Annotated in this window: 25 protein-coding genes; 10 read left to right on the top strand and 15 right to left on the bottom strand. The window is 72.2% G+C overall.

Translation table 11 applies throughout. The features are described from left to right. The first annotated feature begins 143 nt into the window (after positions 1-143). On the top strand, positions 144-683 hold the full coding sequence (locus OUY22_RS09080) for a hypothetical protein (protein ID WP_270154382.1): 540 nt from the start codon (positions 144-146) through the stop codon (positions 681-683). Between the two features lie 138 nt (positions 684-821). Beyond that, positions 822-1,016, top strand: a complete 195-nt coding sequence (locus tag OUY22_RS09085; RefSeq protein WP_270154383.1) for a CsbD family protein — start codon at positions 822-824, stop codon at positions 1,014-1,016. A 229-nt stretch (positions 1,017-1,245) separates the two neighbouring features. On the opposite strand, the gene OUY22_RS09090 is transcribed toward OUY22_RS09085, so the two are convergent. The 3 genes from OUY22_RS09090 to OUY22_RS09100 all read right to left on the bottom strand — a co-directional run bounded on the left by OUY22_RS09090 (position 1,246) and on the right by OUY22_RS09100 (position 3,585). Beyond that, the gene (locus OUY22_RS09090) at positions 1,246-1,734 is read right to left on the bottom strand and encodes a general stress protein (protein WP_270154384.1); all 489 of its coding nucleotides are present in this window, start codon (positions 1,732-1,734) and stop codon (positions 1,246-1,248) included. A 113-nt stretch (positions 1,735-1,847) separates the two neighbouring features. Next, positions 1,848-2,594 carry a GntR family transcriptional regulator gene (locus tag OUY22_RS09095; RefSeq protein WP_270154385.1) on the bottom strand — a complete coding sequence of 249 codons (747 nt, stop codon included), beginning with the start codon at positions 2,592-2,594 and terminating at the stop codon, positions 1,848-1,850. 37 nt (positions 2,595-2,631) lie between these two features. Beyond that, positions 2,632-3,585, bottom strand: a complete 954-nt coding sequence (locus tag OUY22_RS09100; protein WP_270154386.1) for a MaoC family dehydratase — start codon at positions 3,583-3,585, stop codon at positions 2,632-2,634. Positions 3,586-3,721: 136 nt separating this feature from the next. Here OUY22_RS09100 and OUY22_RS09105 point away from each other — a divergent pair, with 136 nt between their 5' ends. The 3 genes from OUY22_RS09105 to OUY22_RS09115 all read left to right on the top strand — a co-directional run bounded on the left by OUY22_RS09105 (position 3,722) and on the right by OUY22_RS09115 (position 6,869). After that, positions 3,722-4,918: an acyl-CoA dehydrogenase family protein gene (locus OUY22_RS09105; RefSeq protein ID WP_270154387.1), complete on the top strand. Its 1,197-nt coding sequence runs from the start codon at positions 3,722-3,724 to the stop codon at positions 4,916-4,918. Positions 4,919-4,988: 70 nt separating this feature from the next. Continuing rightward, positions 4,989-5,858 (top strand): amidohydrolase family protein, encoded by an 870-nt coding sequence (locus OUY22_RS09110; RefSeq protein ID WP_270154388.1) that lies wholly within the window; start codon positions 4,989-4,991, stop codon positions 5,856-5,858. Positions 5,859-5,867: 9 nt separating this feature from the next. Then, on the top strand, positions 5,868-6,869 hold the full coding sequence (locus tag OUY22_RS09115) for an LLM class flavin-dependent oxidoreductase (RefSeq protein ID WP_270154389.1): 1,002 nt from the start codon (positions 5,868-5,870) through the stop codon (positions 6,867-6,869). 51 nt (positions 6,870-6,920) lie between these two features. Here OUY22_RS09115 and OUY22_RS09120 read toward each other — a convergent pair whose 3' ends face one another. From OUY22_RS09120 to OUY22_RS09145, 6 genes are read right to left on the bottom strand one after another with little or no spacing between them, the layout of a single operon-like run. Next, the gene (locus tag OUY22_RS09120; protein ID WP_270154390.1) at positions 6,921-7,379 is read right to left on the bottom strand and encodes a MaoC family dehydratase; all 459 of its coding nucleotides are present in this window, start codon (positions 7,377-7,379) and stop codon (positions 6,921-6,923) included. Further along, entirely contained in the window at positions 7,379-8,134 is a 756-nt protein-coding gene (gene fabG / locus OUY22_RS09125) for a 3-oxoacyl-ACP reductase FabG (protein WP_270154391.1), read from the bottom strand. The genes OUY22_RS09120 and fabG overlap by 1 nt, the downstream gene beginning before the upstream one ends. A 43-nt stretch (positions 8,135-8,177) precedes the next feature. Then, the gene (locus tag OUY22_RS09130; protein ID WP_270154392.1) at positions 8,178-8,969 is read right to left on the bottom strand and encodes an enoyl-CoA hydratase/isomerase family protein; all 792 of its coding nucleotides are present in this window, start codon (positions 8,967-8,969) and stop codon (positions 8,178-8,180) included. Positions 8,970-8,988: 19 nt separating this feature from the next. After that, entirely contained in the window at positions 8,989-10,125 is a 1,137-nt protein-coding gene (locus OUY22_RS09135; protein ID WP_270154393.1) for an acyl-CoA dehydrogenase family protein, read from the bottom strand. Further along, positions 10,122-11,360: a CaiB/BaiF CoA transferase family protein gene (locus OUY22_RS09140; protein WP_270154394.1), complete on the bottom strand. Its 1,239-nt coding sequence runs from the start codon at positions 11,358-11,360 to the stop codon at positions 10,122-10,124. Before OUY22_RS09140 ends, OUY22_RS09135 begins: the two co-directional genes overlap by 4 nt. After that, the gene (locus OUY22_RS09145) at positions 11,357-12,631 is read right to left on the bottom strand and encodes a hotdog family protein (RefSeq protein ID WP_270154395.1); all 1,275 of its coding nucleotides are present in this window, start codon (positions 12,629-12,631) and stop codon (positions 11,357-11,359) included. The genes OUY22_RS09140 and OUY22_RS09145 overlap by 4 nt, the downstream gene beginning before the upstream one ends. 74 nt (positions 12,632-12,705) lie before the next feature. On the opposite strand from OUY22_RS09145, the gene OUY22_RS09150 reads away from it, so the two are divergent. From OUY22_RS09150 to OUY22_RS09160, 3 genes are all read left to right on the top strand, one after another. After that, positions 12,706-13,437 carry an enoyl-CoA hydratase/isomerase family protein gene (locus tag OUY22_RS09150; RefSeq protein WP_270154396.1) on the top strand — a complete coding sequence of 244 codons (732 nt, stop codon included), beginning with the start codon at positions 12,706-12,708 and terminating at the stop codon, positions 13,435-13,437. Next, on the top strand, positions 13,434-14,717 hold the full coding sequence (locus tag OUY22_RS09155; protein WP_270154397.1) for an acyl-CoA dehydrogenase family protein: 1,284 nt from the start codon (positions 13,434-13,436) through the stop codon (positions 14,715-14,717). The genes OUY22_RS09150 and OUY22_RS09155 overlap by 4 nt, the downstream gene beginning before the upstream one ends. 90 nt (positions 14,718-14,807) lie before the next feature. After that, a complete protein-coding gene (locus OUY22_RS09160) occupies positions 14,808-15,101 on the top strand; it encodes a DUF488 family protein (protein ID WP_270154398.1) in 294 nt (97 codons plus the stop codon). 366 nt (positions 15,102-15,467) lie between these two features. Here OUY22_RS09160 and OUY22_RS09165 read toward each other — a convergent pair whose 3' ends face one another. Genes OUY22_RS09165 through OUY22_RS09175 form a run of 3 tightly spaced genes read right to left on the bottom strand, consistent with a single transcriptional unit; the run spans position 15,468 to position 17,502 of the window. Next, the gene (locus OUY22_RS09165; protein ID WP_270154399.1) at positions 15,468-16,205 is read right to left on the bottom strand and encodes a VOC family protein; all 738 of its coding nucleotides are present in this window, start codon (positions 16,203-16,205) and stop codon (positions 15,468-15,470) included. 60 nt (positions 16,206-16,265) lie between these two features. Continuing rightward, a complete protein-coding gene (locus OUY22_RS09170) occupies positions 16,266-17,003 on the bottom strand; it encodes a hypothetical protein (protein ID WP_270154400.1) in 738 nt (245 codons plus the stop codon). Beyond that, complete coding sequence (locus OUY22_RS09175; RefSeq protein ID WP_270154401.1) at positions 16,990-17,502, bottom strand: SigE family RNA polymerase sigma factor; 513 nt, start codon at positions 17,500-17,502, stop codon at positions 16,990-16,992. Before OUY22_RS09175 ends, OUY22_RS09170 begins: the two co-directional genes overlap by 14 nt. Before the next feature lie 142 nt (positions 17,503-17,644). Between OUY22_RS09175 and OUY22_RS09180 the strand changes: the two genes are divergently transcribed. Then, positions 17,645-18,508, top strand: a complete 864-nt coding sequence (locus tag OUY22_RS09180) for a hypothetical protein (protein WP_270154402.1) — start codon at positions 17,645-17,647, stop codon at positions 18,506-18,508. Positions 18,509-18,517: 9 nt separating this feature from the next. On the opposite strand, the gene OUY22_RS09185 is transcribed toward OUY22_RS09180, so the two are convergent. After that, positions 18,518-19,642 carry an acyl-CoA dehydrogenase family protein gene (locus tag OUY22_RS09185; protein ID WP_270154403.1) on the bottom strand — a complete coding sequence of 375 codons (1,125 nt, stop codon included), beginning with the start codon at positions 19,640-19,642 and terminating at the stop codon, positions 18,518-18,520. A gap of 2 nt (positions 19,643-19,644) precedes the next feature. After that, the gene (locus OUY22_RS09190; RefSeq protein ID WP_270154404.1) at positions 19,645-20,664 is read right to left on the bottom strand and encodes an acyl-CoA dehydrogenase family protein; all 1,020 of its coding nucleotides are present in this window, start codon (positions 20,662-20,664) and stop codon (positions 19,645-19,647) included. Positions 20,665-20,757: 93 nt separating this feature from the next. On the opposite strand from OUY22_RS09190, the gene OUY22_RS09195 reads away from it, so the two are divergent. Further along, positions 20,758-21,513, top strand: coding sequence for an enoyl-CoA hydratase-related protein (locus OUY22_RS09195; RefSeq protein WP_270154405.1), 756 nt, complete (start codon positions 20,758-20,760; stop codon positions 21,511-21,513). A 43-nt stretch (positions 21,514-21,556) separates the two neighbouring features. On the opposite strand, the gene OUY22_RS09200 is transcribed toward OUY22_RS09195, so the two are convergent. Beyond that, positions 21,557-23,089 carry an AMP-binding protein gene (locus tag OUY22_RS09200; protein WP_270154406.1) on the bottom strand — a complete coding sequence of 511 codons (1,533 nt, stop codon included), beginning with the start codon at positions 23,087-23,089 and terminating at the stop codon, positions 21,557-21,559. Positions 23,090-23,109: the final 20 nt, after the last annotated feature.

Consider the following 23,109-nt stretch of genomic DNA (forward strand, 5'->3'; position numbering starts at 1 on the left):
GCGAGCGGACCTCCGCCGGGACGGATGGCCGGCGAGGGGGTGCCGAAGGTCCCATCGGGCGAGGCCGTAGGGCTCTGCTGGTACCGGCCCGGATCCGATGAACTGTAACCAGCGAACGGCACCCGTGAAAGGAAACAGGAGCCATGGCCATCACGTACGAGCGCCCCACGGCGCGCAGAATCCCCGTGCACGCCCCCGCGACGCAGAACCGTCGCCCCGTCGACTACGTGTGGGCCATCGCCCGGATCGCCCTCGGCTGGACCTTCCTGTGGGCCTTCGTCGACAAGACCTTCGGACTCGGCTTCGCCACCCCGGCCGAGAAGGCGTGGCTGGCGGGCGGCAGCCCCACCACCGGCTTCCTCAAGGGCACCGAGGAGAACGCGCTCGGCGGCGTCTTCACCGCCCTCGCCGGCCAGGCCTGGGTCGACTGGATGTTCATGATGGGCCTCCTGGGCGTCGGGCTCGCGCTCATGCTCGGGGTCGGCACCCGCGTCGCGGCCGTCGCCGGCGGCCTGATGCTCATGCTGATGTGGGCGGCGGCGCTGCCCCTGACCACCAACCCCTTCATGGACGACCACATCATCTACACGATCGTCCTGGCCGGCCTGGCCCTGGCCAACGCCGGCGCCACCCTCGGACTGGGCAAGCTGGCGATCGTCCAGCGGTACCCGATCCTCAAGTGACCGGCCCGGAAGACGCCCGGCCCCCGCACCAGGGGCCGGGCTTTCCGCGTGCCGGGGCCGAGAGCGGCGGACGTTTGCCGGGGCCCGGCTCGGATAGAGGACCGGCGTACTTCCACCGAACAGGCAAGGGGGTAGCCCATGGGTGCCGACGACAAGATTCAGAACAAGGCTGAAGAGTTCAAGGGCCGGGCGAAGGAAGGTGTCGGCCGCGCCACCGACGACGAGCGCCTCGAGGCCGAGGGCCGCGCCGAGCAGTCGGAGAGCAAGGTCAAGCAGGCCGGCGAGAAGGCCAAGGACGCCGCCAAGCACGTCAAGGACGCCTTCAAGCGCTGACCGCCTTCACGCGCAAGCGCTGACTGATTCACAAGCGCTGACCGTAGGACGCTCATGACGCGTCAGGGCCGCCGCCGGACTGATCGGCGGCGGCCCTGACGTGTTCCCCGGCCCACGGAAGTGGTCCGCCGTCAGGCTCCGCCGCCCAGGAACGCCCGCTCAGGAACGTTCGCTCAGGAACGCCCGCTCACGGACGTTCGCTCAGGAACGCCCGCTCACGGACGTTCGCTCAGGACGTGAGGGTTGAGCCCGCTCGCCAGCCGTGCTTGATCAGCAGGTTGCGCGCGTCGTCGGCCACCGCGTGGTCGGCCAGGACCTCGTACCGGTCCGCGACGACGGCGCTGCGCGCGACGAAGCGGCGGCGGCGGCCCGGCGTGAGGGCGTACGAGATCAGCCCGAAGACGGCGCCGAAGAGCGAGCCGTAGACGAGACCGCCGAGGGCGACGCCGAGGAGCGGCCCGCTCTGGGGCGAGAACAGCCCCATCAGCATGCCGACCATGAGGCCGAACCAGGCCCCGGTGCCCGCTCCCGCGGCGGCCGACCGGGCCCGGCTGAAGCGCCCCACGATGGTCTCGACGAGGCGCAGGTCGGAGCCGACGATGCCGGTCCGCTGCACCGGGAAGCCGTTGTCGGCGAGGAACGCGACCGCGTCCTGCGCCTGCTCGTGAGTCGGATAGGTGCCGACCACCGTGCGGTGCTCGGCGGTGTCGGTGAGCATGGCGTTGTCCCCCTTCTCGCACGGCGGTGACCTCCTGTGATCCTCCGTGGCTCAGTCGAATTATAGCGCCACTGTCAAAAAACCTACAACTTCAATTGTAGGTTTGCGGTGGCTCAGGTGAGGCTGCGGCGCAGGTGGGTGCGGTAGGAGTAGTGCTCCGGCAGGAAGTGGCTGATGGCCAGCTCGACCGGGGTGCCCTCGGTGTCGTAGTAGAGCCGGTCGATGCGGAGCAGCGGGTGGCCGGGAGCGCAGCCGAGGTTGCGGGCCGTCGCCGGGTCGGCCGCGGCGACCGTGATGCTCTGGTCGGCCTCCGCGATGGGCGCGCCGAGCCGGGTGTCGAGCAGCCCGATGACGGTGACCGCGCTGGTCGCGCCCTCGGCGGTCAGCTCGGGCACGTCCCGCAGCAGCGCGCCCACGTGCGGCGGCAGGGAGACGGTCGTGAGGCAGAACGGCACGGCGTCGTGCAGCCGCCGGAACGCCAGGCTGCTGACGGCGTCGCTGGACAGCCGGAGCCGGCCGGCCGCGGCCAGGTCCACCCGCCGGTGCAGCGGCACGGTGATGTCCATCCGCGTGTCCACCGACAGCGCCATGAGGTCCTCGACGGAGCCGAACTGGCGCAGGTAGGTGCCCTGGCGCGGGCTGGCGAACGTGCCGCGCCCCGGCACCCGGTAGACCATCCCTTCGGCGACCAGGTCCTGGAACGCGCGGCGCACCGTCTGCCTGCTCACCCCGTGACGTTCGGCGAGCTCGGCCTCGGTGGGCAGCCGACGGCCGTCGGCGTAGCGGCCCGCCAGGATGTCGCCGCGGACCTGCCGGGCGAGCGCGCTGTAGCTGCTCTCCCGCCGCCCGGTGCTCGCCATCGCCGACCTCCCGTGTGCCCCGCGGCAGCCTACCGGTCTACGCCAGCACCGCCGCGAAACGCCAGTCGAGGACGTCGGCCGCGCGGTTGGCGCGCACCCGCGAGCGCAGGTGGGCCAGGGTGCCGGACGGCAGCGGGTCCAGCCGCTCGACCTCGACGGTGCTGGTGAGCGTGTCGTTCTCGCGCACCGGGCCGAGGTGGTCGCAGCCGTGCCAGCCGACGACGGTGACGAGCGACGGCAGCGCCCGCACGGCCTGGTGGAGCGCGATCCCGATGGTGTGCCCGCCGTACACCAGGCGCTCGCCCGCCGCCGCGTCGTGGTGCACCTTGGCGACGTTGAGCGTGAGCCGGGCCAGCTCGGGGGCCGAGGAGACCACGTCGCCGCCCGCCACCTCGAACACCTCTCCCGCCTCGACCGCCGCGCCCCGGGGGTGGGCGGCCAGGTCCCAGCCGGCCGTCACCGCGGCCAATTCGTCGCGGGACGGCGCCGCGCCGACGGCGGACAGGTCGTCGGCGTGGCCGGTGTCGAGGTCGCCGTCGCGCAGCGGGAGCATGGCGCACCGCCAGAAGTCCAGGACGGGGCGGCCCTCCTGGTCGGTCGTGCTGATCCGCAGCGCCGCGAGGCCGGTCGGCGCGCGGCCGGGGCGGCGGGCGTTCTGCCGCAGGCCGGCGACCTCGGTGACCGTCGTGAGCGTGTCGCCGACGGCGGGCGCCCGCCGGAACACCACGCCCCGGTAGAACAGGTTGGCCACCACGGTGTGGGTGGCCACCGTCGACTGGCCGATGGCGACGTCCCAGACGAGGTGCGGCGCGGCGACCACCTCTCCGGTGACCCGGCGCGACAGGCCGTGGTCGAGCGCCAGCGGCAGCCGGCAGCCGACGATCGCCTGATGGGCCGCCGCCAGCCCTTCGGTGAGGGTGACGGCCGGGGCGCCGTCGAACCGCGTCCCCGGGCGCAGGTCCTCGAAGTACGGGCCGTCCACGAGCGTCACCGGCCGCCTCCTGCCTTGGTACCGAAATATACGGCCAAATGAAAACGTGTTCACCTCCTGGCTGTCAAGCACACTTGTGGCCCGTGCCGGGCATGTGCCATAAATATGGCCGTACAAATCGACGAGGAGGTACGCCATGGGGCGGCTCGCGCAGACCGACGGACTCACCGACGTGCAGCAAGAGATTCTCCGCACCGTGCGGGAGTTCGTGGACCGGGAGATCCTGCCCGTGGCGCAGCGGCTGGAGCGTGAGGACGCGTACCCGGAGGAGATCGTCGACGGGATGCGGGAGATGGGGCTGTTCGGGCTGACCATCCCGGAGGAGTACGGCGGGCTCGGCGAGTCGCTGCTGACCTACGCGCTGGCCGTGGAGGAGATCGCCCGGGGCTGGATGAGCGTGTCGGGCATCGTCAACACCCACTTCATCGTCGCGTACATGATCATGAAGCACGGCACCGAGGAGCAGAAACGGCACTACCTGCCGCGGATGGCGACCGGCGAGGTGCGCGGCGCGTTCTCCATGTCGGAGCCGGGCTGCGGGTCGGACGTCTCGGCGATCACCACGAGAGCGGCCCGCGACGGCGACGGGTACGTGATCGACGGGCAGAAGATGTGGCTCACCAACGGCGGCACGGCCACCCTGGTGGCGGTGCTGGTGAAGACCGACGAGGGCGCGGACTCGGTCTACCGGAACATGACCACGTTCCTGGTCGAGAAGGAGCCCGGCTACGGCGAGGTGCGGCCGGGGCTCACCGTCCCCGGCAAGATCTCGAAGCTCGGCTACAAGGGGGTCGACACCACCGAGCTGATCTTCGACGGCCACCGCGCGAGCGCCGGGCAGGTGCTGGGCGGCGCTCCGGGGCGCGGCTTCTACCAGATGATGGACGGCGTCGAGGTGGGCCGGGTGAACGTCGCCGCCCGCGGCTGCGGGGTCGCGCTGCGCGCCTTCGAGCTGGCGGTCCGCTACGCGCAGGAGCGCAGGACGTTCGGCAGGCGGATCGCCGAGCACCAGGCCGTGCAGTTCAGGCTCGCCGACATGGCCACCAAGGTCGAGGCCGCGCACCAGATGATGGTCATGGCCGCGCGCAAGAAGGACTCCGGTCAGCGCAACGACCTGGAGGCGGGGATGGCCAAGTATCTCGCCTCCGAGTACTGCAAGGAGGTGGTGGAGGACGCCTTCCGCATCCACGGCGGCTACGCCTACTCCACCGAGTACGAGATCGAGCGCCTCTACCGGGAGGCCCCGATGCTGCTCATCGGCGAGGGCACGGCCGACATCCAACGCATGATCATCGGCCGCCGGCTGCTGGAGGAGTACGGCCTCCCCTCGTGACGCCGTGGACAGGGGCCGTCTCCCTCGATATCTTAGCTATCGTTGCAATGATTAAAGCGAGGTGGCCCCGGTGCGCTTCATCGACAGCCACATGCACCTGTGGCATCTGACCGAGAACAAGTGGTACCCCGCCCTCGACCCGCCAGAGGACTCCGATGACTTCGGCATCGGCGACATGGCCGGTCTGCGGCGCGACTACCTGCCCGAGCACTACCGCGCCGACGCCGCAGGCTCCGGCCTCAACGTGGTCGGCGCGGTGCACGTCTCGGCCGTCACCGCCCCCGGCACCCACCTCGACGAGGCCCGCTGGCTCGACCGGGTCGCCGCCGGACACGACCTCGTCGGCGCGGTCATCGGCGCCGTCGAACCCGGCGCGGACGCCGAGACCGTCGCCGCCGACCTCGCCGAGCAGGCCAAGAGCCCGCTCTTCAGAGGCGTCAGGGTGCTGTACGGGTTCGACCCGGCCGACCCGGTCACCCGGCGGCTCGTGGAACTGCTCGACGCCGGCGCGCACGTCTTCGACGTCGTCGTCCACCCCGGCGAGGTCGACGGCTGGCTGCCCCTGCTACGCGACTTCCCCGGCCTCGCGGTCGTCCTGGAGCACGCGGGCTGGCCCGACGGCGGCGACCCCGACCAGTTCGCCGCCTGGCGCGACGGCCTCACCAGGCTCGCCGCGCTCGACAACGTCGAGTGCAAGATCTCCGGCCTGCCCATGAGCCTGCACACGCTCGACGCCGAGACGCTGCGGCCGTGGATCCAGACCTGCCTGGAGGTCTTCGGCACCGGCCGGGCCTTCTTCGGCAGCAACTTCCCGGTCGACTCGCTCTTCGGCGGCTACGACCAGCTCGCCGAGGCGTACCTGAGCGCCACCGACGGGCTCACCGCCGACGAGCGCGACCGGGTCTTCGCCGCCAACGCCGCCCGCCGCTACCGGATCTGAGGAGAGGTCATGCACGTCGGATTCACCATGGACATGCGCAACCCGCTCGGGCGGCCGTGGCGCGACCACTGGGAGGACTGCCTCCACCTCATGTGCGAGGCCGAGGCGATGGGCTTCGACTACGTCATGGTGCAGGAGCACTTCTTCCAGCCGGACGGGTACGCGCCGTCCGTGCCGGTCTTCCTCACCGTGCTGGCCGAGCGGACGAGGACCATCAGGATCGGTTCGTACGTCTACATCCTCCCGCTGCACCACGCGGCCATGCTGGCGCAGGAGACCGCCGTCCTGGACCACCTGTCCGAAGGACGCCTGGACGTGACGGTCGGCTCCGGCCACAGCGCCGCCGAGTACCACGCGCTCGGCTACTCGCCCAAGACCAGGCCGTCCCGCATGCAGGAGGGCCTGGAGGTGCTCAAGCTGGCCTGGACCCAGCGCCCCTTCAGCTACAGCGGCCGCTACTACGGCCTCAAGGACGTCACGGTCGCGCCCGCGCCCCTGCAGCAGCCGCACCCGCCGCTCTGGGTGGCCGCCACCGCCCCGCCCGCGGCCCGCCGCGCCGGGCGGATGGGCGCCAACCTGCACGGCGCCTCCGTCGACCCCGAGTTCCACCAGGCGTACTTCGACGGCCTCGCCGAGGCCGGCATCGCGCGCGATCAGGTGCGGGTGTCCAACCCGTGGGCCATCACCGTCACGGACGAGAACCCGGACGCCGTCTGGGAGCGCCGCAAGGACTTCATCTTCGAGCGCTGGGACTTCTACCGGCGCATCCGCGACGAGATGGGCGACCCGGACCTCCAGTACGGTCTGGCCCCGTCGCCCGAGGCCTACCGCGACTACGAGATCATCGGCGATGCCGACACCGTCATCGGGACCCTCGAAGCCCTGGTCAAGGACCTCCCGCTGACCGACATCGTGCACTCCGGCCCGGCGGGCGGCATCCCGCCCGAGGAGGCGTACGAGGACCTCAAGAGGTTCGCCGACCGCGTGCTGCCGACGCTCAAGAGCTGGTAGCCCGCCGCCCGCCCCCTCCGTCTGCTGCGCTGCGGAGGGGGCGGGCCCCTTTCAGTCCTGCGGGTAGTAGAGCGTGATCGTCTCGGCCACCACGGCCGGCTTCTTCCCGCCCTCGATCTCCATCGTCGAGCCCAGCACGGCCATGACGCCGCCGCTGGCCTCCTTCGCCTCCCGCAGCTCCGTGGTGACCCGCACGCGCGAGCCGACCGGCACCGGGCTGGGGAAGCGGACCTTGTTCAGCCCGTAGTTGACGGCCATCCGCAGGCCCTCGACGCGGTAGATCGTGCCCACCAGGACCGGCAGCAGCGACAGCGACAGGTAGCCGTGCGCGATCGTGGCGCCGAACGGCCCGTCCGCGGCCCGTACCGGGTCGACGTGGATCCACTGGTGGTCGCCGGTGGCGTCGGCGAAGGTGCCGATCCGCTCCTGGCCGATCTGCAGCCAGTCGCTGGTGCCGAGCGTCTGCCCGGCCTGCGCGGCGAACTCGTCGAGACTCGTGAAGACGCGCATCACATGTGCCTCCCGCCGGCGACCTCCACCGTGATGCCGGTGATGAAGGACGACAGGTCGGAGGCGAGGAAGAGGGCGGCGTTGGCGATGTCCTCCGGCTCGCCGATGCGGCCCAGCGGGATGTTGTCGAGCATCTTCTGCAGCGCCTCCGGGGGCATGGCGGCGGTCATGGCGGTGCGGATCGGGCCGGGCTGGATGGCGTTGACGCGGATCTGGTGGCGGGCCAGCTCGCGGGCGGAGGCCTTGGTGAGGCCGATCATGCCGGCTTTGGCGGAGCTGTAGTTCGTCTGCCCGAAATTTCCGGCTTTTCCGGAAATGGAGGAGATGTTGACGATGGCGCCGCGGCGCTGCTCCCGCATGATCCGCGCCGCAGCCCGGGTGCCCAGCCACGCCCCGGTCAGGTGGACGTCCAGGACCTTCTTGAAGTCCTCCAGTGTCATCTTCGGCATCGTGGCGTCACGGGTGATGCCGGCGTTGTTGACCAGGACGTCCAGCGAGCCGAAGGCGCTCTTGCACGCGTCGGCCAGCGCCTCGACGGCCGCCTCGTCGGTCACGTCGCACGGCACCGCGACGGCCTTGAGACCCTGCGCCTCCAGGTCGGCGGCGGCCTGCTCGGCGCCCTCCGCGTTGACGTCGCTGACCACCACGGACGCGCCGTGGCGGGCCAGGACCGTCGCGATCGCCAGGCCGATGCCCTGCGCCGACCCGGTGACCACGGCCGCGCGGCCGTCGAGCAGGTTCATCTCCATACCCATCCTCATCTCTCTCTCAGCCCGGCGCGTCGACAGTGCTCGCGCCTCACTCGGCCCAGCGGGGTTCGCGCTTCTCGACGAAGGCGAGGGGGCCCTCGCTCTGGTCATGATGCCCCCACATGCCCACCAGGTGCTGGGTGCCCACCTTGCAGGCGTCCGTCAGCCCCAGTTCCAGCGCCGCCCACAGCGCCTTCTTGGTGGCGGCCATCGCGGCGGGGGAGTTGCGGGCGACCTTCTCGGCCAGCTCCTGCGCGGCCTCGCGCAGTCGCTCCGGCGGGTCCACGACCTGGCTGACCAGGCCCAGCTCGTACGCCCGCTGAGCGGACATCCGCTCGTGCGAGCCGACCAGCGCCATCCGCATCACCGCCTCGAACGGGATCTTCTTCGCCAGCCCGATCATCTCGATCGCGGTCACCTGGCCGACGCTCACGTGCGGGTCGAAGAACGTGGCGTCGGAGGCGGCGATCACGATGTCGGCGTCGGCCACGAAGTGCAGGCCGCCGCCCGCGCAGATCCCGTTCACGGCGGCGATGACCGGCTTGGTGACGTTCTGGTGCCAGGAGGTGAAGTGCAGGTCGAAGTTCATCAGGCTGTCCTGGTAGCGCTGCATGCCCACGCCGTCGTTCGCCACCTCCGACAGGTCGGCCCCCGTCTGGAAGGCGCGGCCCTCACCGGTGTGCACGATCACCCGGACCGACGGGTCGCGGTCCAGCTCCAGCCAGGCCTCGGCCAGCTCGTCGCGCATCGCGTTGTTCATCGCGTTCAGCACCGCGGGGCGGGCGTTGATCAGCCAGCCGACGCGGCCGTGCCGCTCCACCTTGATGGTCTCGTACGTCATGCCGATGTCCCTCTCGTGTTCAGACGATCTCGCGCTCGAGCACCCCGGCGAGCGCGGCCACGTGCTCGCCGGCCTCCCCGAGCAGGTGAGCGCTCGTACGTGCCCGCTTGAAGTACAGGTGGGCGTCGTGCTCCCAGGTGAAGCCGACGCCGCCGTGGAGCTGGATCGTCTGGGCGGTGACCCAGGACGCGGCCCGGCCCGCCATGAGCGCGGCCACCCGCGAGTCGCGGGCGAGCGCCTCACCGTCCGCGCGGGTGGCGGTGTAGACGGCGGAGCGCGCGGACTCGACCTTGATCAGCGCGTCGGCGAGCCGCTCCTTGACCACCTGGAAGGAGCCGATCGGGCGGGCGAACTGGATGCGCGTCTTCGCGTACGCGACCGTCAGGTCCAGGCAGCGCTGCGCGACCCCGGTCTGCTCGGCGGCGAGCAGCGCGCGCGACACGTCGGCGGCCGAGGCCAGCGCGTCCGCGCAGCCGGCCGGGCCGACGAGCACGGCCGGCGTGCCGTCGAACGCGATCCGCGCCATCTTCCTGGTCAGGTCCAGCGTGACCAGCGGCTCCACGACCATTCCCGCCGCGCCCCCGGAAGGCCCGCCCGGAGCCGCGTCGCGCTCGACCGCGAACACGCCCGGCCCGTCCGGGGTGTTCGCGACGACCAGCAGAAGGTCCGCGGTGGCGCCGTCCACGACATGGGTCTTGACCCCGTGCAGCCGCCAGCCGTCGCCGTCGCGGCGGGCGGTGGCGCGGACCGCCGCGACGTCCCAGCGCGCGCCGGCCTCCGCCAGCGCCACGGTGGCGGTCAGCTCGCCGCGGGCGATGCGCGGCCCGTACGCGCCGAGCGCGGCCTCGTCGCCCAGCGCGAGCAGCAGCGGCACGGCCAGCGTCGCGGTGCCGAACAGCGGCGAGCAGGCCAGCCAGGCCCCGCACTCCTCGGCGGCCACGGCGAACTCCGCCGCGCCGAGCCCGCTCCCGCCGCACCGCTCCGGCAGCATCAGGCCGGGCAGGTCGAGCTGGACCAGGGCGCGCCAGGTGGGCTCGTCCCACCCCGTCCCGGTCAGCATCGCCGCCCGGACCCGGGCCGAGGCGCTGACCTGCGACAGCGCGCCCCGCACGCTCTCGCGGAACTCTTCGAGGTCCTCTTCGGAGGTAACGGTCACGGCCTCTCCTCACTCGTCCGTACGTCCTCACTCGTCCGTACGTCCTCACTCGTCCGTACGGCGCCCTCGTCGCGCAGCTTCGCGATGGCCGTCGCGTCGTAGCCCAGCTCCCGCAGCACCGCCTCGGTGTGCTCGCCCAGACCTGGTACCGCGCCGGCGGGCGGCTGCCAGGCGGCGGTCACCGGCGGCGCGAGCGGGGCGGCGACCGGCCCGGCCGGCGCGTCCACCGTCAGCCAGCGGTCGCGGGCCACGAGCTGGGGGTGCTCGACGACCGCGGCCAGGTCGTTGACGAGCCCGCAGCCGATCCCGGCGGCGTGCAGGGCGTCCACGGCGCGGTCGGCGTCCATCGCCCCGATCGCGCCGGCCACCAGGGCGTCGATCGCGTCGCGGTGCGCCACGCGGGCCTGGTTGGTGGCGTACCGGGGATCACCGGCCAGCTCCGGCCGCCCCAGCACCGACGTGGCGAGCTTGGCCCACTCGCGGTCGTTCTGCACGCTCACCGTCACCAGCCGCCCGTCGGCCGCCCGATAGGCGTCGTACGGCGCGATGGCCGGATGGCTCATCCCGGGCGCCAGCGCCGGCTCCGCGCCGTGCCTGCGCACCACCAGCGGGTAGCCCATCCAGTCGGCCATCGCGTCCAGCATGGACACCTCCAGCACGCACCCCTCGCCGGTGGCGGAACGCCGCAGCAGCGCCGCCAGCACGCTGGAGAAGGCGAACATGCCCGCCGCGATGTCGGCCACCGCGATGCCCGGCTTGACCGGCTCCCGCGGGCTGCCGGTGATCGCCGTCAGCCCGGACTCCGCCTGGACGAGCAGGTCGTACGCCTTGCGTCCGGCGTAGGGTCCGCCGGCGCCGTAGCCGGAGATCTCGCAGACCACCAGCCGCGGGTGGAGGGCGCGCAGCGAGGCGCCGTCCAGGCCCAGCCGGGCGGCGGCGCCCGGGACCAGGTTGTGCGTGAACACGTCGGCCCTGGCCAGCAGCTCGCCGACGACCTGCCGGCCGCCCGGGTTCTTGACGTCGACGGCCAGCGACTCCTTGTTCCTGTTGGCCCAGGCGAAGTGCGCCCCGGTGCCGTTGGCGTGGGTGTCGAAGGCGCGGGCGAAGTCGCCGCCGTCGGGCCGCTCCACCTTGATCACCCGGGCGCCGAGGTCGGCGAGCTGCCGGGTGGCGTACGGGGCGGAGACGGCCTGCTCCATCGAGACGACCAGCACGCCGTCGAGCGGTCTGGTCATGTGCGGGAGAAGTGCCGGATCGCGGCCTGCAGGGACTCGTCGAGCGTGGTCGCGCCGCCCATCGGCGCGGGCAGGGTGACCGGGCCGTGCTCGCGGCTGGGCAGCAGGATGGTGGCGGTGGCCGGCGCGGTGACCTCGCCGCGCTGGTTCGTGGCGGCCAGCTCCAGGTCCACCGCCGGGTGGACGCCGTTGCCGTCCTCCATGAGGTGCTTGCGCACCACCGTGCCGGTGATCCACTGGGCGTCGCCGACGTAGTTGAACTTGCGGAACTCCACCCGGATCCGCCACAGCCAGGCGTCGTCCCCCATCCAGTCGGTGCAGGCGTGGATCATCCACGTCTCGCGCATCCGCCCGTAGTCGAAGGTGGTCGGGTTGCCGGAGCGGCGGGCGAACTCGGGGTCCCAGTGGACCCGCTGCATCGCGTCCCACACGCCCAGGTCGTCGCGGTGGTAGAAGCGGGGGATGCGCTGCCGGTTGCGGTGGCCCAGCCGCAGCGGCGCGACCCCGTACACGCCCATCCCCATGCCGGTGTGCCAGCACACCATGTCGGTCACCGTCAGCGGCCCCTTGACCAGCGGGGTGATCGCCTCGCCCTCCTGGACGTCCTCGAACCAGCGCGGCTCGGCGCCGCGCGCCCGCTCGGCGGCGTACTGGGCGTCGATCTCGGCGATCTTCTCCTCGGTCCACGGCTCGATCGCGACGTCGTCGTACTTCTTGCGCTTGCGCGCCTCGTCACGTTCGGTACGGATCATCAGCCGGTACTGGCCGGCCAGCGGGGTGCCGTCGGCGGTGGCGAAGACGTTGGCGTTCCACTCGTGCACGGCCCGGCCGCTGAACTCGCTGGGCTTGTCGAGCACGCCCACCAGCGCGTTGCGCCGGTGCACGGTCTGGCCCGCGTGGAGCGGGTGCCACCACTCGCGCTCGCAGGCCGAGTAGAAGGCGTGCACGCCGCGCAGCGGGTCGCCCCTGACCTCGTCCTGCCGGGCCAGATCGGCCTCGGTGAGCACGTCCTCGCCGATCAGGCTGTCGCCGCCGACCAGCGGCGGCGGGGCGATCGGCTGCCCCCAGCGGGAGCGGGCGGCGTGGCCGGGGTCGCACCACAACGGGTTGTCGTCGCCGTAGGAGCGAGCCACGATCCGGAACGCGTCGGTGCCGGGACTCAGGTAGTGGGGCGGGACGGGGTTGGGCTGGGGGATGCCGATGCGTGCCCGGAGCGCCTCCACCCCCTCGTCCGTGATCCGGGGGCGGGTCTTCTCTTCCGTCGGAGCCATGTAACCTGTCCGCCTTCTCTCGCCTTTTCTTTGCTATCTTATATATAACTATGGCTCAGAGAACAGGGGGTCGGATGGCGTACGAGACGCTGGCGGTCGAGCGCCGCGGCCCGGTCGGATGGCTGGAGTTCGACCGGCCGCGGGCCGGCAACGCCATGGACGCCGCGATGATGGCCGAGCTGCCGCGCGCCTGGCGCGAGCTGGACGCCGACGACGACGTACGCTGCATCGTCGTCACCGGCCGCGGCCGGGCCTTCCAGACCGGGCTCGACATGGCCGCGCTCGCCCGCGACCCCGCCAGCCTGCGCGAGTCCAGCCGCCGCACCCGCGCCGGCGACCTGCAACTGACCGGCTGGCACCTCGGCGTCCGCACCCCCGTCGTGGCCGCGGTCAACGGCGTCTGCGCGGGCGGCGGGCTGCACTTCGTGGTCGACGCCGACATCGTGCTCGCCGCCTCCACCGCCACCTTCCTCGACCCGCACGTCAGCGTCGGCCAGGTGAGCGCCTGGGAGGCGATCGGCCTGGTGCGCCGCATGCCGGCCACGGCCGCCGCCCGGCTCGCGCTGATCGGCGTCCACGAGCGGCTGGACGCGGCTCGCGCGTACCAGCTCGGGCTGGTCGGCGAGGTGGTCGAGCCCGACGCGCTGCGGGACGCGGCACAGCGGGTCGCCGAGACCGTCGCCGCCGCCGACCCCGCGCACGCCCGCGCGCTCAAAGAGGCCCTGTGGCGCGCCCAGGAACTCGGCCTCACCGCCGCCAGAACCCAGGGGCCACGCCATCACGACGACGGGGAGACCCACCCATGACCACACTGCCCACCGGTCCGGACGTCACCCCGGCCGAGGCCGTCGAGGCCGCCCGCGGCTGGATCGCGGCCCACCTGCCCACCGCCTGGCGCGAGGCCGGCGAGCAGGGCGGCCCGCGCGCCGTCCGCACCGTCCGCACCCGCGAGGAGTACCGCGCCTGGTACCCCGAGTTCGGCGCCTCCGGCCTGGTCGCCGCCACCTGGGAGGTCGAGTACGGCGGGCTCGGCTGGTCGCGCAAGGCCGCCGTGGCCGCCGACGAGGCGCTGCGCCCCTACCACCTGCCCCGGCTCAACCCGCTCGGACTCAACCTGGCCGCCCCCGCCCTGTTCGCGCACGGCACGGAGGACCAACGACGGCGCTTCCTCAAGCCGATCACCAGGGCGGAGGAGATCTGGTGCCAGCTCTTCAGCGAGCCCGGCTCCGGCAGCGACCTCGCCTCCCTGTCCACCCGGGCCGAACTCGACGGCGACACCTGGATCGTCAACGGCCAGAAAGTCTGGACCACCTGGGCCGACCAGGCCGACTACGCCGTGCTGCTCGCCCGTACCGACCCCGACGCGCCCAAGCACCAGGGCATCACGTACTTCCTCATCGCCATGCGCCAGCCCGGTGTCGAGGTCAGGCCGCTGCCGCACATCGGCGGCGAGGCCGAGTTCTTCGAGGTGTTCTTCGACGGCGCCCGCGTCCCCGACGCGCACCGGCTCGGCGATACCGGCAACGGCTGGCGGGTCGCCCAGGCCACGCTCGCCGGCGAGCGCCAGATGGTGTCGGGCGGCGGCTCCGTCGGCGTCGACCGCATCGGCGGCGTCAGCGCCTCCCACCTCGTCCGCCTGGCCCGCCGCCGCACCGAGGCCGGCCTTCCGGGCGGCTGGGACGACCCTCTCACCCGCGCCCGCATCGTCGAGCTGTGGTGCGAGGAACAGGTCCGCACCTGGACCAACCGCCGTGTCCGCGCCCGCCAGGCGGGCAACCTGCCCCCCGGCCCGGAGAGCTCCATCGGCAAGGTCCACGGCACCGACCTCAACCAGCGCATCCAGGAGCTGGCAGCCACCCTCGCCGGCGAGTCCTCGATCGCCTGGCCGGGCACCGTCTCGTCCCCGGCCGAGTACTGGGCGTCCATGCCCGCCGAGACCCGCGGCATGCTCCGCAGCCGCGCCAACACCATCGAGGGCGGCACCACCGAGGTCAACAAGAACGTCATCGCCGAACGCGTCCTCGGCCTGCCCAAGGACTTCGACCCGTACCGCGGCAAACCCTGGCGCGACCTTCCGCGCAGCTGACCGGCCGTTCGGCGGCGATGCACCACACCTCACCTGATCGGGTGCAGGCCCTAGAGGCGAGTCGACCGGCTGTATGAAAGACTGTGACGTGTGAGCATAGGCGCACGGAACGGAGTCGTCGGTCTCGGCCCACGGCTCGGCAATCCGAAGTGGAATCGAGCAGGCTTCGGTGCCGGAGGAGCGGAGCTTGCCCCGGCGATAGCCGCGTACACCGAGGAGATCGATTCACCGGAGGCGGATGATGCCATCGAAGGCATCACGACGATGGCGCGAGAAGGCCTGACCGGCGTCCTGTGCTTCGAAGCCCGCGAAGGCAGATGCCACCGGCAGGTAGTGCTCGACCGGGTGAATGCTCGGCTGGGCCTCGTGTCGGTCTTGTTCTAGCGCCGGGGATAGAAGACCCCCAGAACGCTGAACACGTGCTGCCGCTTCGCTTGATTGCCGACGAAGAAGACGGTGTCGCGATCCGTGGCGGACGCCAGCTCTCATGCCTGGGATCGGCAGGGGCCGGTCTGGCATCGAGGGTGACTATGTCGTACTTCCGGAAGGCGGCCGGATCCTCAAGTGCACGGAAGTTGATGGGGTAGAGCCGAATCCACTGGCTCTTCTCGGGGTTCATCCGCAGCGCTGCGACACAGACCGTTTCACCATAGGTGTGTGATGGCCGGGTCGCTGATCTTTAGGTCGTTCCAAAAAACTCTGGCATATACATAACTCAACAGGAGGCCGATGTCACTGGCAGATGGAATGTCAGTGCCGTCCGAGGACGCAGAACTCGTTGCCCTCCGGGTCGGCGAGGACCTTCCACGGGACGTCGCCCTGCCCGACGTCGACGGCGGTGGCCCCCAGGGTTCGCAGCCGGGCCACCTCCGCCTTCTGGTCTTCGACGGGGAGCGGCAGCAGGTCCAGGTGGACGCGGTTCCACCAGGTCCGCTCGCCGGGCGTGCGCAGGAACTCCAGATACGGGCCGGCCCCCTGGGCGGAACGCAGCCTCGCATGGTCGTCGGTGACCTCGTACAGAGTCCAGTCCAGCGCCTCGTCCCAGAACCTGGCCATGGCCCGGGGATCGTCGCAGTCGACCACCACCGCGGCGATCCGCCCGGTGTCGCGATACATCTCCCGAGGCTCCAGCACGCAGAACACGTTGCCCTCCGGGTCGGCCAGGACCGTCCACGGGACGTCGCGCTGCCCCACGTCGGCGGGCGTCGCGCCGAGGTCCTTCAGCCGCGCGACCAGCTCCGCCTGATGGGCGGCGGAGGTGGTGGCGAGGTCGAGGTGGACGCGGTACTTCACCGTTTCTGGGTCCGGGACGGCGACGAGGTCGATGGAGAAGGCTTCGGCGTCCGGCCGGCGGAAGCCCGGAGGTCGGAGGTTGGTCACGCCGGGCGCCTCGCTGGAGACGTCCCAGCCGAGCGCCCGCGCCCAGAACCGCCCGAGCGCCGAGTCGTCCAGAGCCTTGATGTTCGCCTGTACGAGCCTCAGCGCCATGCCGTCGATCATAGGGCCGGGCACGGAGTGAGCACGCACGTCCGAGAAGTCCCCTGAACGTCACAGGGTGGAGGTGAGCCCTTCCGCGATCTTCCTCAACTCGGTGTTGACGGCCTCGGCGCCGGAGAACTCCTTGGCGTACACAGCGCTGAAGGTGATCTCGGCCCACTGCCGGTCACCCATCTTGAGGTAGAGGCTGGGGCTGCCCGCCATGCCGTCCTCGCCGACGTGCTGCACGACCAGATAGCCGCTCCGGTCGCCGATCATCACGTCCTCGCCGTCCTTCTCGTCACGATAGCGCTGGATCCGTTCGGTGACCTCGTGGACGGTCTCCTTCTCGTAGATGAAGATCTGAACCCGGTAGGAGCTCCTCTCATCTCCCTCGTAGATGTACGAGGTGGAGTACATGTCGCCGAGGTTGAGCGACCAGGTGGACCATCGCAGCCCTTCGGGCAGGTGACCGACCTTGACGTGCCCGAACGCCAGCCCGTCGCCCAGGTCCCCGAGGTTCTCCGGCTCGGTCCGGGCGGGCGGGGTGTCGTCGATGGCGGGCGGCTCCAGCGTCGCGGAGGTCGTGGCCGGCGGCGTGGTCTGCTGGGCCACGGTGGCCAGGTGGACGGCGGGTGCGGCGACGACGGCCACGGACGCGAGCACGGACGCGGTCACCACCGCCGTCTTGACCCTGGCCCGCCGCGCCCGGCGCAGGCGCATCACCCGGTCGAGCAGGTCGGGAGCGGCGCGCAACCGCGCGGTCTCGCCTTCCATGAGCCGGCGGATCTCGTTCTCAAGCCTGGGCATTGTCGCGCGCTCCTTCCATGATGTCCCCGCCGAGCGCCGTACGGAGCTTGGCCAGGGCCTTCGACGCCTGACTCTTGACCGTGCCGACGGCGCATCCGAGCACCTCGGCGGTCTGCGTCTCGCTGAGGTCCTCCCAGTAGCGCAGGACGATCACCGCGCGCTGCCGGGGGGGCAGGGCGCGCAGCGCGTTCATGAGCACGTGGGTGAGGTCGGAGTCGTTCTCGCGGGCCGACGTCTCCGGCGGGCTGTGCATGGGGATGATGTTGAGGATCGCCCGGCGGCGGGCGCGGCTGATGGCCGCGTTGATGATGACGCGGCGCACGTAGGGCTCGGGACTGTCGTGGCGGACCCGGTGCCAGTTCCTGTAGGTGCGCTCCAGCGCCGTCTGCAACAGGTCTTCGGCCTCCGTCTGGTCGCCGCAGGCGAGATAGGCGACCCGTAAGAGGCTGGTGGCGCGAGCGGCCACGAAGGAGCCGAAGTCATGTTCCGCTCCGTTCACGTCTGTCCGTTCGATTTCACGCCTTCTCATACGCCCCGGTCCCCGGGATCGTTGCCCGCCGGGCTCGTACGATTTCGCGGGCAACCGTTCGAGGGGCCCAGGCGTATGGATGGTCATGACCTCGTTTCCCCGCAGCAGATCGATGACCTTCACAGCCGCTCTGGCGTTGACCGCCACCGTGCTGAGCGCGCCCGCGGCCGTCGCGGCCGCTCCTCCCGAGGGCGCCTACTGGCACACCAGGGCGGTGACGACCTCCACCCACCCCTGGCGGTTCGGCACCAGGTCGCACCCTTACGCGCTCCTGGAGACGAGCGTCACGGAGGAGTGGACGACCCCCGCCGGCAAGGCCTGGCACGGATATCGGGAACTGGCGACACGGCCGGCGAGCCCGGCGGACAAGAAAGCGTGGCAGCGTGACGGCTCCCCCGCACGATGGGGCAAGTCGATCGACGGCAAGATCGTGAAGCTGTCCGGTGAGCACTCCAAGGGCCATGTGGGTCCCGTCCGGCAGGAACGCGACCAGTTCCGGTTGGCGGAGCAGTGGCTGACGTACGAGGAGGTCCAGCGCCTGCCCGCCGACCCGGAACTGCTGAGGGACTGGCTCACGAGGGCGGCCCGCGTCAGCCGGGTCCCCGAGAAGTTGGTCGAGAGCTGGGTCACCTCGGTCCTGCCGTCACTCCTGCACCGGCTTCCCGCTCCGAAGGAGGTCCGCGCCGCGGCCCGCGAGGCCCTGCTGAAGTCTCCGAACGTCCGGGCGGGGGGCGCCGCGAAGGACAGCCTGGGCAGGTCCGGCGCCGTCGTCGTGATCAACCAGACGCATGAGACGCGCGGGCAGAAGACCGTGATCCAGCACAGGCTGATCATCGACACCGGCAGGATGGTGCTGCTGGCGCAGAGCCAGAAGGCCACGCACAACGGCAAGCCGGCCCCCGACATGTCGTACGACGAGACGCTGACGCGGGTCGGCTGGACCAACTCCCCGCCCACCGTGCCGGCCCTGCCCTGAGCACCGGGTTCAGCCCCGGGGGAGCCTCAGGACGCGCTGGGCGACGATCTGGCGCTGGATCTGCTGGGTGCCGCCGTAGATCGACTGGGCGCGGGACCACAGGTAGTCGCCGTACGGGGCGGGGTCGCCGAGGACGAAGGACGGGCCCGCGAGGTCGCCGACCACGTGGTGGAGGTTCTGTTCGATCCGGGTGGTCAGCAGCTTGTCCACCGATCCCGCCGACCCGCCGGGGTCGCGGTCGGCCAGGGAGCGGGCCACGTGCCACTGCAGCACCCGCAGGTCCACCGACGCGGCGGCGAGGCGGCGGCGCAGCGGCCCGTCGGCGGGGACGCGGCCCGAACGGACGTCGTCGCGGGCGGCGGCCAGCACCCGGCCGAGCCGTCCCACCCAGCCCATGTCGGCCGGGCCTCGCTCGTACGAGAGCATGTGCATGGCGATCCGCCAGCCCTGGCCGCGCTCGCCGACCAGGTTGGCCGCGGGCACCTCGACACCGTCGAAGAACACCTCGGCGAACTCGCGGCTGCCGCTGGCCAGGACGATCTCGCGCCGGTCGACGCCGGGCGACTCCATGTCCACGACCAGCATGGACAGCCCGCGGTGGCGGGGCTGGTCGCGTTCGGTACGGGCGAGCAGCAGGCACCAGCGTGACCACATGGCGCCGCTGGTCCAGATCTTCTGGCCGTCGACGACGAACCTGTCGCCGTCGGGGGCGGCGGTGGTGGTCAGTGAGGCCAGGTCGGAGCCGGCGCCGGGTTCGCTGAAGCCCTGGCACCAGACTTCGGTGCAGCGGAGCAGGCCGGGCAGGACCCGGGACTTCAGCTCCTCGCTCGCGAAGTCGGCGACGGCGTGCGCGATGTGGCCGATCGGCGGGGGCGGGGGCGCGCCGGCGGTGGCCAGTTCGTCGTTGAGCACCGCCTCGTACAGGTCGGGCAGGCCGTGACCGCCGTAGGCGGCGGGCAGGGACAGGCCCACGTAGCCGGCGGCGGCCAGGGCGCGGTGCCAGCGCAGGGTGCGTTCGACGGATTCGGCCGACTCGTAGCCGGTGGCGTCGCGGTGCTCGTCGAGGTGGTCGCGGAGCCAGGCGCGCAGACCGGCGCGGAACGCGGCCACCTCGGGGTCGTCGGAGTAGTCCACGGTCAGCTCCCGGAGAACTCGGTGGCGATGACGGCTTCGTGGTGGTGCTCGTCGCCGAACGCGGCGCGGGCGCCGTGGGCGCGGCGCAGCCAGATGTGCGCGGGGGCCTCCCAGGTCATGCCGATGCCGCCGAAGACCTGGATGGCGTTCTCGCACACCTCGACGGCCGAGCGGGAGGCGTACGCCTTGGCGACCCGGGCGGCGCGCAGCGCCTCCTCGCCGGGCAGCGCGTCGACGGCCCAGGCGGCGTACCAGCAGGCGCTCCTGGACGCCTCGGTGAGCACGTGGCTGTCGGCGAGGATCTGCTGCACGGCCTGGAACGAGCCGACGGGCGCGCCGAACTGCGCGCGGGTCCGCGCGTGGTCGAGCGCCGCGTCGAGCGCGGCCTGCATGGTGCCGAGCAGGTCGGCCACCAGCAGGCTGAGCGCGAACGCGGAGGTTCGCGCGGCCGTCTCGCCGTCCGGCGGCGTCAGCCCGGCCAGGGTCCGCGCGGGCTCACCCAGAGGGCGTACGGCGCGCGTCTGATCGGCGAACGGCACGGGCTCCCCGAGCGCGTACGCGATCCCCTCGGCCGGAACCACCGCGAACTCCGCCCCGGCGGCGTCCCACGCGAGAGACCTCGTGGCGCCGGCGAAGCCGGTCAGATCCGGGGCGAGGGCGGGGGCGAGGCGGCGGGCGCCTTCGGCGACCTCCTCCAGCAGCGCGGACGGCGCGCCCCAGGACTGGAGCTGTTCGGCCGCGATGACCGTGCCGAGGACGGGCGCGGCCACCGCGTGGTAGCCGAGCTGCTCGGCCAGGATCATCATGTCGACGGCGCCGGCCTCGGCCCCGCCGTTCTCCTCGCGCAGCCGCATGGCGAGCCAGCCGGCCTCGGCGACGCGGGACCAGGAGGTCTCGTCGGGCGCGGGCGGGTCGACGTCGTGCGGGCCGCGGCCCCGGTGCCAGCGGGACGCCAGGTGGGCGGCCAGCTTGCCGCAGGACTCGCGGAAGGCCCGCTGCTCGGCGGTGAGCTCGATCTCCATGCCACTCCGAGGGTCTATCTTTTTTATCTTATAAAGGATAGGGCTCAGTATAGGACCCGGCCGCCCGTGCGGCAACGAACCGAGGAGGAAGCGATGGCAGATGACCGGAGGGCCGTGGTCGTCGAGGTGGAGGACCACGTCGCGTGGATCACCCTGGACGACGTCCGGCGGCGCAACAGCCTGAACCCGGTGCTGGTCCGGCAGCTCGCCGAGGCGTGCCAGGGGCTCGGCGGGGACGTGCGGGCCGTGGTGCTCCGAGCCAACGGGCCGGTGTTCTCCTCGGGCGGCGACATGGACGCGCTCCTCACGCCCGCGGCCGACCCGGCCGCCGTCTACCGGGGGTTCGACGCGCTCGACGCGCTGCCGATGCCCGTGCTGGCCGCGGTGCACGCCCCGATGATCGGAGCGGGCGTGAGCTTCGCGTTGGCGTGCGACGCGGTGGTGGCGGCCAGGAGCGCCACGTTCGACCCGCGCTTCCTCGACCTGGCCGTCCACCCCGGCGGCGGCCACCTGTGGCGGATGGAGCAGCGCGTCGGCCGGCAGGGCGCGGCGGCGATGGTGCTCTTCGGCGACGCGCTGACGGCCGAGGAGGCGGAACGGCACGGCCTGATCTGGCGCTGCGTCGACGACGGCGAGCTGATGGACGTGGCGCGCCGCATGGCGGCCCGGGTGGCGGGGCGTTCCCCGGACGCGGTGCGCCGCGCCAAGGCCACCATGCGCCTCAGCCGCTCGCTGACCGACCCCCGGATGGCCGCCGACGTCGAACAGCTCGCCCAGGACTGGTCCATGCGCCAACCGGCGTTCACGGAGGCCGTCGCGGCCCTCCGCGACCGCGTCCGCCGCCGCTGACCGGCACCCCGGCCTCCGCTGCGTGGGCGTCGCAGGGCCGGGGTCAGCGTGCGTCGCGGAGCAGGTCCACGGCGAGTTCCTGGAGGCGCGGTTTGGCTATCTTGCCGACCGCGCCGCGCGGCAGCTCGTCGAGGACCCAGAAGCGCCTGGGCACCTTGAAGTTCGCCAGCCGCTCCCGGCACCAGGTGAGGAGCTCGCTCTCGTCCAGCTCTCCCGAGACGACCACGAAGGCCGCGGTCACCTCGCCGAGCCGGTCGTCCGGCACGCCGACCACGGCCGCGTCCGCGACCGCGGGATGGTCGGCGAGGACGTGCTCGATCTCCGCCGGGTAGACGTTGAACCCGCCCACGATGACCATGTCCCTGGCCCGGCCGGCGATCCGGACGTAGCCGTCGTCGCCGATCCAGCCCAGGTCGCCCGTACGGAGCCAGCCGTCGCGCATCACCTCGGCCGTGGCCTCGGGGTCGTCGAGGTAGCCGGCCATGACGTTGGAGCCGGTCACCTCGATCTCGCCCACCACCGGCGCGCCGGTCGCGTCCGGCGCCCAGATCCGCGCCCGGACGCCGTCGATGGGCCGGCCGATCGTGTCGCACACCAGGTCGAGCGGGTCGCCGCGGCGGGTCATGGTGCAGACGCCGGTCGCCTCGGTCAGCCCGTAGCCGATGACGACGTCGCCGACGCCGAGCTCCTGTTTGAGATCCCGTACGAGAGCGGGCGGGACGATCGCGGACCCGATGACCGCCACGCGGACGGACAGCTCGCCGGGGATGTCGCCGTTGCGGCGGGCCGTGACGACGTACTGCTGCGCGGCGGGCGGGGCGTTGAGCACGGCGACCGGCAGCGTGCGGACGACCTCGGCGATGGACTCGGCCGACACCACGGGGATCAGCGCCGCGGTGGCCCGCGCCTGGAAGGGGGACAGGAGGCCGGTCTTGAACCCGCCGATGTGGGCGAGCGGGTAGGTCACCGGGTAGACGTCGCCGCGGCCGAGTCCCACGACCTCGGCCCAGGTGCGGGCGGTGGTGAGCATCGGCTCCTGCCGGAGCACGGCGCCCTTGGGCTTCCCGGTGGTGCCGGAGGTGAACTGGATGGCGATGATCTCGCCCGGCGTTCCGTCCTGCTCCTGGCCGGCGCCGGCCAGGAACTCGTCCCAGCTCACCGCGCTGTCGGGCGCCTCGGGGCCGAGGGCGACCACCCGGGCGTCGCCCGCGACCGTCAGCGCCTCGGCGGCCAGCCGCCGTCCCGCGAGCAGGCCGGGGGCGACGAGGAAGCGGGGGGAGACCCGGGGCAGGATCGCGGCCACCTCGGTGACCGTGTAGCGCGGGTTGAGCGGGACCAGGACGCCTCCGGCCACGATGGCCGAGAGCATGGCGACGGTGCAGTCGATCGTGTTCGCGGCCCAGCAGGCGACCCGGTTGCCGGGGCGCAGGCCGTGGGCCCGCCAGGCGGCGGCGCCCTCGCGCACGCGCGCGTGCAGCTCGGCGTAGGTCACGGACTCGCCCTCGCACAGCAGCGCGGGAACGTCCGCGGCGTCCTCGGCCGCGGCTGCCAGCAGCGTCTCGATCGTCGTGGTCATGCTGAGCGGTCCTCTCGCGT

Source organism: Nonomuraea corallina (assembly GCF_027620315.1).
Taxonomy (GTDB): domain Bacteria; phylum Actinomycetota; class Actinomycetes; order Streptosporangiales; family Streptosporangiaceae; genus Nonomuraea; species Nonomuraea corallina.